The sequence below is a fragment of the Saccharothrix sabaoui genome (assembly GCF_051756985.1).
Classification (GTDB): Bacteria; Actinomycetota; Actinomycetes; order Mycobacteriales; family Pseudonocardiaceae; genus Actinosynnema.
On the sequence record NZ_JBPKJK010000017.1, the window covers coordinates 22,528 to 35,970 of the forward strand.

General features: G+C 73.2%; 17 protein-coding genes. 9 read left to right on the plus strand and 8 right to left on the minus strand.

Annotated features, from left to right (window positions below; translation table 11 throughout):
- Positions 1-183 precede the first annotated feature (183 nt).
- Both ACR807_RS07845 and ACR807_RS07850 read right to left on the minus strand, forming a co-directional pair.
- A complete protein-coding gene (locus tag ACR807_RS07845; RefSeq protein ID WP_438920532.1) occupies positions 184-540 on the minus strand; it encodes a hypothetical protein in 357 nt (118 codons plus the stop codon).
- Positions 510-1,172: a (2Fe-2S)-binding protein gene (locus tag ACR807_RS07850; RefSeq protein WP_438920533.1), complete on the minus strand. Its 663-nt coding sequence runs from the start codon at positions 1,170-1,172 to the stop codon at positions 510-512. The genes ACR807_RS07845 and ACR807_RS07850 overlap by 31 nt, the downstream gene beginning before the upstream one ends.
- 19 nt (positions 1,173-1,191) lie before the next feature.
- On the opposite strand from ACR807_RS07850, the gene ACR807_RS07855 reads away from it, so the two are divergent.
- Positions 1,192-1,794 carry a LysE family translocator gene (locus tag ACR807_RS07855; protein WP_438920534.1) on the plus strand — a complete coding sequence of 201 codons (603 nt, stop codon included), beginning with the start codon at positions 1,192-1,194 and terminating at the stop codon, positions 1,792-1,794.
- A gap of 4 nt (positions 1,795-1,798) precedes the next feature.
- On the opposite strand, the gene ACR807_RS07860 is transcribed toward ACR807_RS07855, so the two are convergent.
- Positions 1,799-2,983, minus strand: a complete 1,185-nt coding sequence (locus ACR807_RS07860) for a GNAT family N-acetyltransferase (RefSeq protein WP_438920535.1) — start codon at positions 2,981-2,983, stop codon at positions 1,799-1,801.
- Between the two features lie 83 nt (positions 2,984-3,066).
- On the opposite strand from ACR807_RS07860, the gene ACR807_RS07865 reads away from it, so the two are divergent.
- Genes ACR807_RS07865 through ACR807_RS07880 form a run of 4 tightly spaced genes read left to right on the plus strand, consistent with a single transcriptional unit; the run spans position 3,067 to position 4,505 of the window.
- Positions 3,067-3,507 (plus strand): N-acetyltransferase, encoded by a 441-nt coding sequence (locus tag ACR807_RS07865; protein WP_438920536.1) that lies wholly within the window; start codon positions 3,067-3,069, stop codon positions 3,505-3,507.
- A gap of 10 nt (positions 3,508-3,517) precedes the next feature.
- Positions 3,518-3,895 (plus strand): hypothetical protein, encoded by a 378-nt coding sequence (locus ACR807_RS07870; RefSeq protein WP_438920537.1) that lies wholly within the window; start codon positions 3,518-3,520, stop codon positions 3,893-3,895.
- A gap of 53 nt (positions 3,896-3,948) precedes the next feature.
- On the plus strand, positions 3,949-4,212 hold the full coding sequence (locus ACR807_RS07875) for a phosphoribosyl-ATP diphosphatase (RefSeq protein WP_033434999.1): 264 nt from the start codon (positions 3,949-3,951) through the stop codon (positions 4,210-4,212).
- A complete protein-coding gene (locus ACR807_RS07880) occupies positions 4,209-4,505 on the plus strand; it encodes an antibiotic biosynthesis monooxygenase family protein (RefSeq protein ID WP_438920538.1) in 297 nt (98 codons plus the stop codon). The genes ACR807_RS07875 and ACR807_RS07880 overlap by 4 nt, the downstream gene beginning before the upstream one ends.
- Here ACR807_RS07880 and ACR807_RS07885 read toward each other — a convergent pair.
- Positions 4,502-4,966, minus strand: coding sequence for a thioesterase family protein (locus tag ACR807_RS07885; protein ID WP_438920539.1), 465 nt, complete (start codon positions 4,964-4,966; stop codon positions 4,502-4,504). The two genes, ACR807_RS07880 and ACR807_RS07885, sit on opposite strands and share 4 nt — an antisense overlap.
- A complete protein-coding gene (locus ACR807_RS07890; RefSeq protein WP_438920540.1) occupies positions 4,966-5,829 on the minus strand; it encodes a RecB family exonuclease in 864 nt (287 codons plus the stop codon). The genes ACR807_RS07885 and ACR807_RS07890 overlap by 1 nt, the downstream gene beginning before the upstream one ends.
- Before the next feature lie 95 nt (positions 5,830-5,924).
- Between ACR807_RS07890 and ACR807_RS07895 the strand changes: the two genes are divergently transcribed.
- Entirely contained in the window at positions 5,925-7,052 is a 1,128-nt protein-coding gene (locus ACR807_RS07895; RefSeq protein ID WP_438920541.1) for a site-2 protease family protein, read from the plus strand.
- 27 nt (positions 7,053-7,079) lie between these two features.
- On the opposite strand, the gene ACR807_RS07900 is transcribed toward ACR807_RS07895, so the two are convergent.
- On the minus strand, positions 7,080-7,721 hold the full coding sequence (locus tag ACR807_RS07900) for a response regulator (RefSeq protein WP_438920542.1): 642 nt from the start codon (positions 7,719-7,721) through the stop codon (positions 7,080-7,082).
- Entirely contained in the window at positions 7,718-8,830 is a 1,113-nt protein-coding gene (locus ACR807_RS07905) for a sensor histidine kinase (protein ID WP_438920543.1), read from the minus strand. Before ACR807_RS07905 ends, ACR807_RS07900 begins: the two co-directional genes overlap by 4 nt.
- A gap of 108 nt (positions 8,831-8,938) precedes the next feature.
- On the opposite strand from ACR807_RS07905, the gene ACR807_RS07910 reads away from it, so the two are divergent.
- Entirely contained in the window at positions 8,939-9,490 is a 552-nt protein-coding gene (locus tag ACR807_RS07910) for a hypothetical protein (RefSeq protein WP_438920544.1), read from the plus strand.
- Between the two features lie 66 nt (positions 9,491-9,556).
- Positions 9,557-10,384: a tRNA (adenine-N1)-methyltransferase gene (locus ACR807_RS07915; RefSeq protein WP_438920545.1), complete on the plus strand. Its 828-nt coding sequence runs from the start codon at positions 9,557-9,559 to the stop codon at positions 10,382-10,384.
- Between the two features lie 73 nt (positions 10,385-10,457).
- Here the strand turns inward: ACR807_RS07915 and ACR807_RS07920 are convergent, their stop codons facing one another.
- Complete coding sequence (locus tag ACR807_RS07920; protein WP_438920546.1) at positions 10,458-11,300, minus strand: hypothetical protein; 843 nt, start codon at positions 11,298-11,300, stop codon at positions 10,458-10,460.
- A gap of 241 nt (positions 11,301-11,541) precedes the next feature.
- Here ACR807_RS07920 and arc point away from each other — a divergent pair, with 241 nt between their 5' ends.
- Positions 11,542-13,341 carry a proteasome ATPase gene (gene arc, locus ACR807_RS07925; protein WP_438920547.1) on the plus strand — a complete coding sequence of 600 codons (1,800 nt, stop codon included), beginning with the start codon at positions 11,542-11,544 and terminating at the stop codon, positions 13,339-13,341.
- Positions 13,342-13,443 lie beyond the last annotated feature (102 nt).

A 13,443-nucleotide genomic window follows, 5' to 3' on the forward strand; every position in this document is an offset into this window, starting at 1 on the left:
AGTTCTGCGTTCGTGACCCCGGGTCGGGCCGCGACGGCGGTGTTCACCCGGTGCGCGGCAGGGGCGACCAGCAGGCCGAACACCACGCCCAGACCCAGCCACAACGTGGCCGTCTCGGCGGAGGCCAACCGGAAGTCCCACAGCACCCCGCTGGGCACGTCGTCCGGGTGGGCACGCCCGGCCTCAGTGGCACGGCACGCCGAGCGCGTGGCGCCCGTCGTGGAAGAACTCGTGGACGGTCTCCGCGGCGTGGCCGAGGGCGACGCCGTTCTCCTGGAGCACCACCCAGGTCACCAGCAGCGCGACGGCGTAGGCCCACTTGGGCACGTGGATCGGGGCGGGCTGCGCGGCCAGTGACGTTCTCGGCGGGTCGGCTCCCCGGTCGCAGTGGCGAGGACCGCGCCGGATTCCCACCGGCTCCCCGTCCGCCGCGGCGCCCGCACGGTAGGTGTGGATCGTGGTCGGGCACAACCGGCCGGACGAGTTGTCGTGCGCCTCGCCCCACGTGGTCAGCGGGCGGGCAGCGGGCAGTCGCCGCACGTCCCGCCGCCGTCGAGCCGGTAGTAGAGGCAGCAGCTGCGCCGCCGGAACGCGACCTCGCCGGGGAACGGCACGAACTCGCCGGTGCCCCGCAGCGGCGGTTCGGCGAACAGCTCCCCGCCCAGCTCCACGCACGCCTCGGCGCTCGCCGTGCCGGTGCGCGCCACGACCCGCAGCGCACCCGCCGCGGACGACGCCGCGTTGCCCCACAGCAGCCCCGGCGCGACCGGCGCGACCGCCCGCACCGCGTCGACCACGGGCGCGAGCGACTCGACGAGACCCACCCCCACCAGGGGTTCCTTCAACCGCACCTGGAGGCCGTCGGGGCCGTAGCGCCACCACACGTTGCCCGGCCGCACGTCCGGCACCGCGCCGTCGACGGCCCGCGCCGCCACCACCGGGCTCAGCAGCCGGGCCGTCCAGCCGAGGAAGAACAGCGACGCCGCCACCCGCGGCTCGGCGGTGCGGTAGCGGGCGGCGACGCGGTCGAGCGCGTCGGGCAGCGCGGGACCGGACGGCAGCGCGTCCCCGTCGTGCCAGCCCTCGTCGGGTCGGCCGACGTCGAGGGCGAAGAAGGGGCTCAGGCCGCGCACCCGTCGCAGGGTGGCCAGGACTCGGGCGTACTCGGGCACGTGACCTAGTCTGCCCGGCGTGGACTCCCTGGGGCTGGGCCTGACCCTCGGCCTGGCGGCGAGCATCAGCCCCGGACCGCTGCTGGTGCTGGTCGTCACGTCGGCACTGCGCTCGGGGTGGCGCGCGGGCGCTGCGGCGGCGTGCGCCCCGCTGCTGTCCGACGCCGTCGTCGTCGCCACGACCCTGCTGCTCCTGGACCGGCTGCCGCCGCGCGCGCTGGGCGTGCTCGGCGTCGTCGGCGCGGTGTTCGTGGTGTGGAGCGGGGTGCGGACCGTCCGCGAGTCGCGGTCGGCGACCCTCGGCGCGACCGGCGAACCCCCGGCGTTCCGGCGGGCGGTGCTGGTCAACGTGCTGAGCCCGCACCCGTGGGTGGCGTGGGCGACCGCCCTCGGCCCGCTGACCGTCAGCACGTGGCGCACGTCGTCCGCGGCGGCGGTGGCGCTGCTGGTCGGCTTCTACCTGACCCTGGTCGGCGGCAAGGTCCTGATCGCGCTCCTGGTCGCGCGGGGCAGGCGCCGGCTCGGCGACACCGGCTACCGACGTGCCCTGGCCTGCGCGGGCGTGCTGCTGGTGCTCGCGGGCGTGGCGCTGGGCGTGGAGTTCGCCGGGTACGGGTGGTAGCGGCTCAGGGCAGGTAGAACGTCATGATGTCGGCGCGCACCGGCGGGAACAGGGTGTGCATCAGGTCCGCGTTCGGGCCCGGGTAGACGTCGGGGTGGCGGGCCGTGAGGCCCTTGAGGCCGTGCGGGCCGAACAGCAGCGACGCCAGCAGGTCCGGCGCCACGCCCGCGCCGCCCGCCGCCCCCGGTGCCTGCATCGTGCCGCCCGCCACGACCGGGCCGACCTCGCCCGCCGTGAACGGCAGCCGCACGTGCGACCCGTAGAACGACACCACGGCCTCGCCCTCCCGGTCGGCGAACGCCCCCGACGCCGCGAGCCGCGCCCCGAACACCGGCCGCAGGTGCTCCAGCAGGGCGACCGGGTCGGCGACCCGCACGTAGTGGGAGTTGGTCTCCTCGGCGGCCGGCGCCAGGAACGGCTCCAGCGCGGCGCCCGCCACCGTGCCCGGCCGCTCGGTGGCCTCCCGCGCGCCGGTCAGCGCGAGCAGCGCGTGCCCGGCGGCCTCGTCGGTCGCGGCGGCCTCGGCCAGCCGCAGGCCCTCGTCGGGCGGGGTGGTGCGGCCCGTCGCGACCGGCACGCCGTCCCGTTCGACCAGCCACTGGGTGCTGCCGTCGCGGGAGATCAGCCAGCGCCACAGGGCGGGGGAGTGCGGCATGGACAGGTCGGCGCGCGCCTGCTCGGCGTCCTGGAGCCGGGCCATCGCCGGGATGTCGTCGACCGTCGCCTCGCGGATCGCGTGCGCCCCCGCCGCCGGGTGGCCGGTCACCGGGCGCGTCGCCGCGATCGGCACCGCGTAGGTGTAGCCGAACTTCCGGTAGAAGTACGGGATGCCGAGCATGACCTGCACCAGGTGCCCCCGGGCGGCGGACCGCTCGTGCGCCCAGCCCATCAGCGCCCGGACCAGGCCGCGGCCCTCGTAGTCGCGATCGGTGGCGACCAGTTCGACCTGGCCCGCCGGGATCTCCAGCCCGGCCAGCACCAGCGTCTCGTCCAGCAGGGTCGCGGTGGACACCACCCGGTCGCCGTCCACGACGACCGCGCACGACTCCCACCCGGCGTCCGGGTCCTCCACCACCAGCAGGTGGTCCACGGCGTCCGCGGGGTCGCCCCGGTCCGCCAGCAGCGCGCCGATCCGGTCGAGGTCGTCGGGGCGCGCGGTCCGCAGCACGAGGCCGTCCAGGGAGGTCACCGCAGCAGTGTGGCCCCGGTCACGTCGCGTGCCAACGGATTTTCGGTGGCGCGCCCGGCGGCCGGCCACGCAGAATCCCGCGCATGGCCTGGCTCCCCGCTGACTTCGTCCACCCGAACCGCGTGCCGCTCGATGCCGAGCACCACCTGCGACCCATCCGCGAGTCCGATGTGGACATCGACTTCCCGGCCGTGGTGGGGTCGCGGGAACGGCTCTGGTCGCTCTACGGCGAGGCGTGGGGCTGGCCGCCCGCCACCATGACCCGCGAGCAGGACCGCGTCGACCTGGCCCGCCACGAGCAGGAGCAGAACGACCACCTGTCGTTCAACTACGCCTTGTTCAACGCCGACGAGACCGAGCTGTACGGGTGCGTCTACATCGACCCGGAGGGCACCGAGGCGCTGATCTCCTGGTGGGTCGTGGACGACAAGGTCGGCACCGACCTGGAGCGCGCGCTCGACGCGTTCGTGCCGAAGTGGATCGCCGAGGCGTGGCCGTTCACCGCCCCGCGCTACGGCATCTAGGGTTCGCGGGGTGAGCCCGCTCGCCAAGTGGACCGTCGTCGCCCTCAGCCTCACCGTGCTGGCCGTGCTCGTGCCGTGGTCGCACTACGGGCAGGTCGACGTCGAGCTGTCGCGGCTGCCCCGGTGGTGGCTCTACCTCGGTGCGGCGGCGCTGCTGCACGCGTGCGCGCTGCTGCCCGCCCGGTCCGGCCCCGTGCCCGGCCTGGTCGTGGGCGCGGTGGCGCTCGCGGCGGCGGTGCTCGTGGCGTCCGGGTACGACGGCGCGTCCTGGGCCGGGGTCGTCCCGGTGGCGGTGCCGCGCCCCGGGCTGGGCGTGCTGTTCGCCGCGGCGTCGGTGGTGGCGCAGGTCGTCGGGCTGCGCGCCCGGACCCGCGTCCCGGTCGGCTGAACCGGGGTCCCCACCGGCCTGCCGCCGTTCGGGGGATGCGAGGATCAGACCCCGTGAAGACCTTCGACGAGCTGTTCGCCGAGCTGAGCGAACGCGCACGCACCCGCCCTGAGGGCTCCGCCACCGCCGCGGCTCTGGAGGCCGGGGTGCATGCGCAGGGCAAGAAGGTGCTGGAGGAGGCCGGCGAGGTGTGGATCGCCGCCGAGCACGAGTCCGACGAGCGGCTCGCCGAGGAGGTCTCGCAGCTGCTGTACCGCGTGCAGGTGCTGATGCTCGGCCGCGGCCTCACCCTCGAAGACGTCTACAAGCACCTGTGATCCTGGAAACCGCGACGCTCGACGTCCGCCCCGGCCTGGAGGCGGACTTCGAGCGGGCGTTCGCCGAGGCCCGCGACGTCGTCGCCACCTCGCCGGGCTTCGTCTCGCTGGACCTGCGGCGGTCGGTCGAGCAGCCGTCCCGCTACCTGCTGCTGGTGTGGTGGGAACGCCTGGAGGACCACACGGTCGGCTTCCGGCAGGGCCCGCTGTACCCGCGGTGGAAGGCGCTGCTGCACCACTTCTACGACCCGTTCCCGACCGTCGAGCACTACCGCGCGCTCGACGCGCCCTAGCGCTCCCGCACGAACAGCGACTGCGCGCCGCGACCCACGGGACCCGACTCGTCGTGCAGCTCGCTGGTCGCCACGCCGACGCCCGCCGGGCCGATCACCGTGCGCGCGTCGAGGGCGAACCACTCGCCGACCGGCTCCCGGTGCGGGTGCACGGTCAGGTCGGTGTTGATCGAGTACCACTTCGCGACGTCCAGCCGGCTCGACACGCCGCCGGCCGAGTCGGCTATCGCGAACAGCCGCTGGAGGGCGGTCGGTTCCTCGCCCGCCACCACCGGCACCCGCGGTCGCGCCCACACCACGGCGTCGCCCGGCCCGAAGGCGCCGCCGACCGACCGCCACTCCACCGCCCGCACCAGCAGCGCCGACGGCGGCCCGAGGTGCTGGCTCTCGCCCGACCACGGACCCGACGTGTGCGGGGTCGAGGCGAACCGGCCCTCGTCGAGCCGCTCGTAGAACGCCACTAGTCCGCCCTGTCCAGCACCGTCTCCACGCCCGCGTCCGGCTCCGGCCAGCCCGGGTAGGGCGGCGGGGTGCCGTCGAACGCCGGGCACAGCGCCTTGTGGTCGCAGTAGGAGCACAGCTTGCTCGGGTTCGGCCGGAAGTCGCCCGTCTTCGCCGCGCGCAGGATGGCGTCCCAGATCGCCTCCAGGGTGCGCTCGAACCGGGCCAGCTCCGCCTCGTCCGGCTGGTAGGCCAGCGCCTGCCGGTCGGCCAGGTACATCAACCGCAGCTGGCGGGGCACCTCGCCGCGCAGCCGCCACAGCACCAGCGCGTAGAACTTCATCTGGAACAGCGCCTTGGCCTCGCCCACCTCGCGCGGCGCGGCGCCCGTCTTGTAGTCGACCACCCGGATCTCGCCGGTCGGCGCCACGTCCACCCGGTCGACGTAGCCGCGCAGCAGCACCCCGGACGGCAGCTCCCACTCGACCAGCAGCTCGCGGGCGTCCGGGTCGAACCGGCGCGGGTCCTCCAACCCGAAGTAGCCGTCCAGCAGCCCCTCGGCGGAGGCCAGCCACGTCTCCTGCTCCGGGTCGTCGGCCTCGAACAGCCCGGCGAACTCCGGCCGCTCCGCCCGCACCCGCTCCCACGCGGGGCCCACCAGCTCGCGGGCCCGCTCCGGGACCCGCTCCCGGGCGGGCAGCCCGAACAGGTCCTCCAGCACCGCGTGCACCACCGTGCCCCGCACCTGCGCCCTGGTCGGCTTCTCCGGCAGCCGGTCGACGGCGCGGAACCGGTAGAGCAGCGGGCACTGCTTGAAGTCGCCCGCACGGGACGGGGAGAGCGCTGGCCTGCGAACGGGGCGCTCGGTTGTCGGCACTGCCATGGCGGGAACGATAGGCCACCCCACCGACAAGATCACCTCCAAACGCCCTGGTCGGGATCACAGCGCTGATACACCGGGGCACCTAGGCTCTGGACGTGGCGACGACGGGTTGGCGACGGCAGGTCGGCCGGGACGGTGGGCTGCCGCTGTTCCGCGCGGCCGGGATACCGGTGCTGCTCGCGCCGTCGTGGTGGCTGGGGTCGGCGGCCATCGTCGTGCTCTACGCCCCGATGGTCGGGCGCCTCGCCCCCGGCGCGGGCGGGATCACCGGCGTGCTGCTCGCGGCCACGTTCGCCGTCTTCCTGGGCCTGTCGGTGCTCGCCCACGAGCTGGGCCACAGCCTCGTCGCGCTGCACCTGGGCCTGCCGGTCCGCCGGTTGCGGCTGTTCCTGCTGGGCGGCGTGTCCGAGGTGATGCGCACCCCCGCCAAACCCGCGCACGAGGGCGCCATCGCCGCGGCCGGACCGGTGGTCTCGATCGTGCTGGCGGGGGCGTTCGCGCTGGCCGCCGCCGCGATCCCGCGACCCGACGCGGTGTGGCTGCTGATCGCGCAGACCGCGTTCGCCAACGCCGCCGTGGCGGTGTTCAACCTGCTCCCGGGGCTGCCGCTGGACGGCGGGCGCATCCTGCGCGCCGGCGTCTGGGCCGTCACGGGCCGCCGAGCGGCGGGTACCAGGGCCGCGGTGGTCGGCGGCGGGGCGGTGGCCGCGCTGCTGGTGGCGTGGGCGCTGTGGGGCCTGTTCGACGGGGCCGAGGACCGCTGGATCAGGTTCGGCGTGTGCCTGCTCACGGCCTGGTTCGTGCTGGCCGGCGCGCGCGGCGAGCTGGCCGCCGAGCACCGGCGGACCTGGCCGGAGGGCCTCACGCTCACCGAGCTGGTCCGCCCCGTGCTGCAACTGCCCGCCGAGAGCCCCGTGTCGGGCGCGCTGACCGCGTCCGCGGGCCGGGGCGTGGTGCTGGTCCGCGCGGACGGCGTCGCGGCCGGCCTGCTCGACCGGGAGATGGCCCGGCAGCTCGCCTCGACCTCGCCGCACGCGCCCGCCGAGCAGGCCGCCGTGCCGATCCGGCCGGAGACCGTGCTGCTGGAGAACGAGAGCGGCGACGAGGTGGTCGAGCGCGTCCGCGGCACCGCGGCCTGGGAGTACCTGGTCGTCGACCTGGAGGGCAGGCCCGCGGGCGTGCTGCGGCGCGAGGACCTCAAGGCCGCCCTGGACCGCCGTTGAGCCCGGACCGCTGTCGGCCCGGACCGCCTACCGACCGCCGCTGAGCAGGTTCGCCTCCTGGGCCAGGATCGCCGCCTGCACCCGCGACCGCAGGTCCAGCTTCGTCAGCACCCGCGACACGTGCGTCTTCACCGTCGTCTCGCCGATGTGCAGCTTTCGCCCGATCTGGTGATTCGACAGCCCTTCGCCGAGGCAGCGCAGCACGTCGACCTCGCGCTCGGTCAGCGAGTCCAGGCCCGCCGGGCGGGTCCGGGGCGCGGCCGAGGCGAACTCCCGCATCACCCGCCGCGTCACGCTGGGCGCGAGCACGCCGTCACCCGCCGCGACCCGCCGCACCGCCTCCACCAGCGCGGGCGCCTCCACGGACTTCAGCAGGAACCCCGCCGCGCCCGCCCGCAGCGCCCCGGACACGTACTCGTCCAGGTCGAACGTCGTCAGCACCAGCACGTCCGCCACGTCGCCGATCTGCCGCGTCGCCTCGATGCCGTCCGTGCCCGGCATCCGGATGTCCATCAGCACCACGTCGGGCCGCAGCGACCGGGTCATCCGCACCGCCGTCGCGCCGTCACCCGCCTCGCCGACCACCTCGACGCCGTCCGCGCCGCCCAGGATCATCACGAGCCCGGCCCGGATCGCGGCGTGGTCGTCGGCCACCAGCACCCGGATCACAGCGGCAGCTCCGCCCGCACGACCCACTCGCCGCCGTCGCGGCCCGCCGAGAACGACCCGAGCACCGCCTGAGCGCGTTCCGCCATGCTCACCAACCCCGTCCCGGTGCCCGGCTCCACCTCGTCCGCAGGGTTGCGCACGACCAGCACCAACCGCCTGACCTGCCGTTCCAGCTCCACCGACGCGTGCGCGCCGGACGAGTGCTTCACCGCGTTGGTCAACGCCTCCTGCACGATCCGGTAGGCCGCGACGTCCACCGCCACCGGCAGGTCGTCGACGTCCGCGCCCCGGAACTCCACGTCCAGCCCGGCCGCCCGCGCCGACTCCACCAGGCGGTCCGCGTCGGACAGCCGCACGGCGACCGGCGCGTCCAGCGGTTCCTCCGCGCGCAGCACGTCGATCATCATCCGCATCTCCTCCAGGGCGCGCACGCTGTTCTCGCGGACCGACTTCAGCACCGTGCGCGCGGTCTCCGGGTCGCCGTCGCGCAGCGAGAGCACCGCCTCGGACTGGATCGCGATGGCGGACAGGTGCCCGGCGACCACGTCGTGCAGGTCACGGGCCATGCGGGTGCGCTCGGCACCCACCGCCGCCCGCCGGTCCAGCTCGGCGATCCGGGCGACCTGCTCGGCCCCCTCGCGGTGCTGCCGCACGTTCGTCGCCCACCACACCGGCGCCACGAGCAGCGAGAACACCTGGAGGCCGGCGTAGAACGACGACCGCCAGTCGCCGACCACCGCGACCACGGCCGCGGTGCCCAGGGTCAGCGCGCCGACCGCGCCCACGAGCACCTGGTGCAGCCGCCGCGGGCCGTGCAGCGCCGCCGCGAACAGCACGTCGACGCACACCAGCACCACCGAGAGCCGCAACCCCAGGGACAGGTCGACCGCCGTCGCGGCGAAGACCACGACGAGGGCCGCGACGGGCACCGTGCGGCGGAACACCTGGCCCGCGCACGCCACGCCGAGCACGGCGAGCCGGGTGCCGAGGGGTACGTCCGCGTCCCGGCCGCCGAGCACCAGGTCGATGTTGAGCAGGTGGAGGACCAGCCCCACGGCGAAGAACGCCACCGCGGTGAGCAGGTCGCGGCGGATCCGCTGGAGCTGCACGCCGCCATCACAGCACAGCACCCGGACGGGGGCGTCATACGAAGTGATGACACCCGGGTGGGTCGCACCGACGACGCGCCCGCCGGCGCGCACGACCACGCTGGGACCGTGGTCGAACCGTTGTTGGTCATCATTGTGGCGTGCGAGATCGGGTTCTGGGTCGTGCTGGTAGCCGGCCTGTTCGCCCGGTACGTGCTGCGGATGCGCAGGCTCAGCTCGGTCCTGCTGGTGTGCACCCCCCTGGTGGACGTGGTGCTGCTGGTCGCGACCGTCGTCGACCTGAGGAGAGGGGGTGAGGGGAACGCGGCGCACGGGTTGGCCGCCATCTACCTGGGCATCAGCGTGGCGTTCGGGCACAGCGGGCTGCGCTGGCTCGACCAGCGCTTCCACCACCGCTTCGCGGGCGGTCCGCCGCCGGTCAAGCCGCCCAAGCGCGGCCCGGCGAAGGTGCGCTACGAGTGGCGCGAGTGGGGCAAGTTCGCGCTGGCCTGGGCCATCGCGGGCGCCGTCGTGCTGCTGCTGGTGCACGTCGTCTCGACGCCGGAGCGCACCGGGACGCTGCTCGACCAGATGGGCGTGATGACCGTGGTCGGGATCATCTGGCTGCTCGGCTGGCCGGTACACCACTCGTTCACCGAGACCGGGAAGTCCCGCCGGTAGCGCGCCGCGGCGGCCGTGCGACGATCGTGCGCTGTTGACGCGCGTCCAAGCAGGAGGTTCGCCGCGGTGAGCACCGCCAGTGGTCCGTTCCAGCCCGGAGACCGGGTGCAGTTGACCGACCCGAAGGGACGGCACTACACCATCGTGCTCGAACCGGGCAAGGAGTACCACACCCACCGCGGTGCCCTGCCGCACGACAAGCTGATCGGGCAGCCCGAGGGGTCGGTGGTGGTCTCCGTCGGCGGCACGTCGTTCCTGGCCCTGCGACCGCTGCTGGCCGACTACGTGCTGTCCATGCCGCGGGGCGCCCAGGTGATCTACCCCAAGGACGCCGCCCAGATCGTCATGTACGGCGACATCTTCCCCGGTGCCCGGGTGCTGGAGGCCGGCGCCGGTTCCGGGGCCCTGACCTGCTCGTTGCTGCGCGCGGTCGGCGAGAAGGGCAGCGTGATCTCCTACGAGGTGCGCCAGGACCACGCCGACCACGCGATCCGCAACGTCGAGCAGTTCTTCGGCGAGCGGCCCGGCAACTGGTCGCTGACCGTGAGCGACCTCGTCGAGCACGAGGGCGAGGTCGACCGGGTGGTCCTCGACATGCTCGCCCCCTGGGACGTGCTGCCGACCGTGTCGAAGAACCTGATCCCCGGCGGCGTGCTGGTCGTCTACGTGGCGACCACGACCCAGCTGTCCAAGGTCACCGAGGCCATCCGGGAGCAGCAGCACTGGACCGAGCCCCAGTCGTGGGAGACCCTCGTGCGGCCGTGGCACTCGGTGGGCCTGGCCGTGCGGCCCGAGCACCGGATGATCGCCCACACCGCGTTCCTGCTGACCACCCGCAGGCTCGCCGACGGCGTCACCCCGCCCCGCCCGCAGCGCCGGCCGTCCAAGGGCTGACCAGGCACGACGGCCCCGTCCACCAGGTGGTGGGCGGGGCCGTCGGACGTCGTGGGGCCGGTCGCGGCGGGGTTCAGTTGCCGCAGGCGACCCAGCCGTCGTCGGTCTTGGTGAACGAGACCGTGTCGGTCTGCGAGTCCTTCATCATCCCCTGCATGTCGCCGGGGATGCCCTCCAGCTTGATGGTCATGGTCGCCTCGGCCTGGGTGTCGCTCTTCTCCTCGACCTTGTCGACGGTGGCGACGATCTTGATGTCCTTGATCGCCTCCTGCATCTTCCTGGCCTGCTCCTTCGCCTCCTCGGGCAGGCCTTCGAGCTGCTTGTCGATCTCGGCGCTCATCGCGTCCGGGTCGAACGCCTTCTTCAGGTCCTCGACGTCCTTCTGGTCCTCGGCGCAGGTCAGCTTGCCGAGCTTCTCGTAGTCCTTGGCCGAGACGGCCGCCGCGAAGCCGTCCGCCGCGTCCTTGGCCGTGCCGTTGCTCCCGCCGCCCAGCGTCAGCACCAACGTGACCACCACGCCGATGACGACCAGCGCGCCGACGCCCCCGAGGACCCACGGCAGCGGGCTCTTCTTGGGCGGCGCGCCGTACGGGTCGCCGAAACCACCCGGTTGGCCGTAACCGGGCTGGTTGAACTGGCCTTGCGGTCCGTACGGCTGCTGGCCGTAACCGGGCTGTCCGGGCTGCTGGGGCTGCCCGTGGGCGCCGGGCGGAGGGCCGTAGCCGGGCTGCGGCTGCCCGGCCGGCGGGGTCCCGTAGCCGGGCTGCTGTCCACCCTGTGGGAAGCCCTGGGGCGGTGGCGGGTACCCGCCGGGCTGCTGGCCGTACCCCGGCTGCTGACCGAATTGGCCTGGTTGTTGGCCAAATGGACCCGGCTGCTGACCGTGGGGTTCCGGCTGCTGCGGCGGGACGGACATCACGTTCTCCTAGAACTTTGCGCTGGTGGCAGTGGAGACTGCCCGGACCACGCACGTGGCACTCGTGTTAGAGACGCACCGTAGCGGGTAGGAGGTTCCGGCTGACACCGGTATGGAGCAGTTCATCCGGCCGAGCGGGCGGAATGCGTGATCACGCGACGCCCGGGAACTCGCAGGGTGGCGGCTTTTGTCGGTGATCGCCGGTACCGTTGTCGTACGTACACGGGAGGAGGGTGCCGACATGCAGCACGGTCATCCCGGCAGCCAGCCCGATGAGGGCGGCGAGCTGAACAAGGGCAACAACTCTGGTGAGCTGACTGCGCAGATCCGGTTCCTCGAGGACGAGATCGCGTTGCTGCGCCGCAAGTTGACGGAATCCCCACGACACGTCCGCCTGCTGGAGCAGCGGTTGGCGGAGGCGACGGAGCGCGTCAGCCAACTGACCGAGCGCAACACGAAGCTCATCGACACCCTTCGAGAAGCACGGAGCCAGCTGCTCGCGCTGCGCGAGGAGGTGGACCGCCTCGCCCAGCCGCCCAGCGGCTACGGCGTGTACCTGGCGCGGTTCGAGGACGGCACGGTGGACGTGTTCACCTCAGGCCGTCGGATGCGGGTGTCGGTCTCGCCCGCGGTCGAGACGTCGTCGCTGGTCCTGGGCCAGTCGGTGCGCCTGAACGAGGCGTTGACCGTGGTCGAGGGCGGCGGCTTCGAGCGGACCGGCGAGGTCTGCACGCTGCGCGAGGTCCTCGAGTCGGAAGAGGCCGACACCACGATCGGTCGGGCCCTGGTCGTGGGCCACGCCGACGAGGAGCGGGTCGTCTGGCTCGCCCAGCCGCTGATGGACTCGCCGCTCAAGGCGGGCGACTCGCTGCTGGTCGACTCCAAGGCCGGGTTCGCCTACGAGCGGGTCCCCAAGGCCGAGGTCGAGGACCTCGTGCTGGAGGAGGTGCCGGACGTCAAGTACGAGGACATCGGCGGCCTGTTCCGGCAGATCGAGCAGATCCGCGACGCCGTGGAGCTGCCCTTCCTGCACGCCGACCTCTTCCGCGAGTACAAGCTGCGCCCGCCCAAGGGCGTGCTGCTGTACGGCCCTCCCGGGTGCGGCAAGACGCTCATCGCCAAGGCGGTGGCGAACTCCCTGGCCAAGCAGGTCTTCGCCGCGCGCGGCGAGGGCCACCGCGAGGCCAAGAGCTACTTCCTCAACATCAAGGGCCCCGAGCTGCTCAACAAGTTCGTGGGCGAGACCGAGCGGCACATCCGCTTGATCTTCCAGCGGGCGCGCGAGAAGGCGTCCGAGGGCACCCCGGTGATCGTGTTCTTCGACGAGATGGACTCGATCTTCCGCACCCGCGGTTCGGGCGTGTCCTCCGACGTCGAGACCACGATCGTGCCCCAGCTCCTCAGCGAGATCGACGGCGTCGAGGGCCTGGAGAACGTGATCGTGATCGGCGCCTCCAACCGCGAGGACATGATCGACCCGGCCATCCTGCGTCCCGGCCGGCTCGACGTGAAGATCAAGATCGAGCGCCCGGACGCCGAGGGCGCGAAGGACATCTTCAACAAGTACCTCACGCCCGACCTGCCGATCCACGCCGACGACCTCGCCGAGTTCGGCGGCGACCCGGTGGCGTGCATCGACGGCATGGTGCAGCACACCGTCGAGCGGATGTACGAGGAGTCCGAGGAGAACCGGTTCCTGGAGGTCACCTACGCCAACGGTGACAAGGAGGTCCTGTACTTCCGGGACTTCAACTCCGGCGCCATGATCCAGAACATCGTCGACCGCGCCAAGAAGGCGGCCATCAAGAGCCTGCTGGACACCAAGCAGCCGGGCCTGTCGGTGCGCCACCTGCTCGACGCGATCGTCGACGAGTTCGCCGAGAACGAGGACCTGCCCAACACGACCAACCCGGACGACTGGGCGCGGATCTCGGGCAAGAAGGGCGAGCGGATCGTCTACATCCGCACGCTCGTGACCGGCAAGAACCAGGAGTCGGGTCGGGCGATCGACACCGCCACCAACACCGGTCAGTACCTGTAGGGCCGCTCCACCGAACGTCGGTACCGACGAGGAGCCCGTCCGGCCACCGTGCCGGGCGGGCTCCCGCCACTTCTCCACCACTACACCTACCGGGCGCGGGTG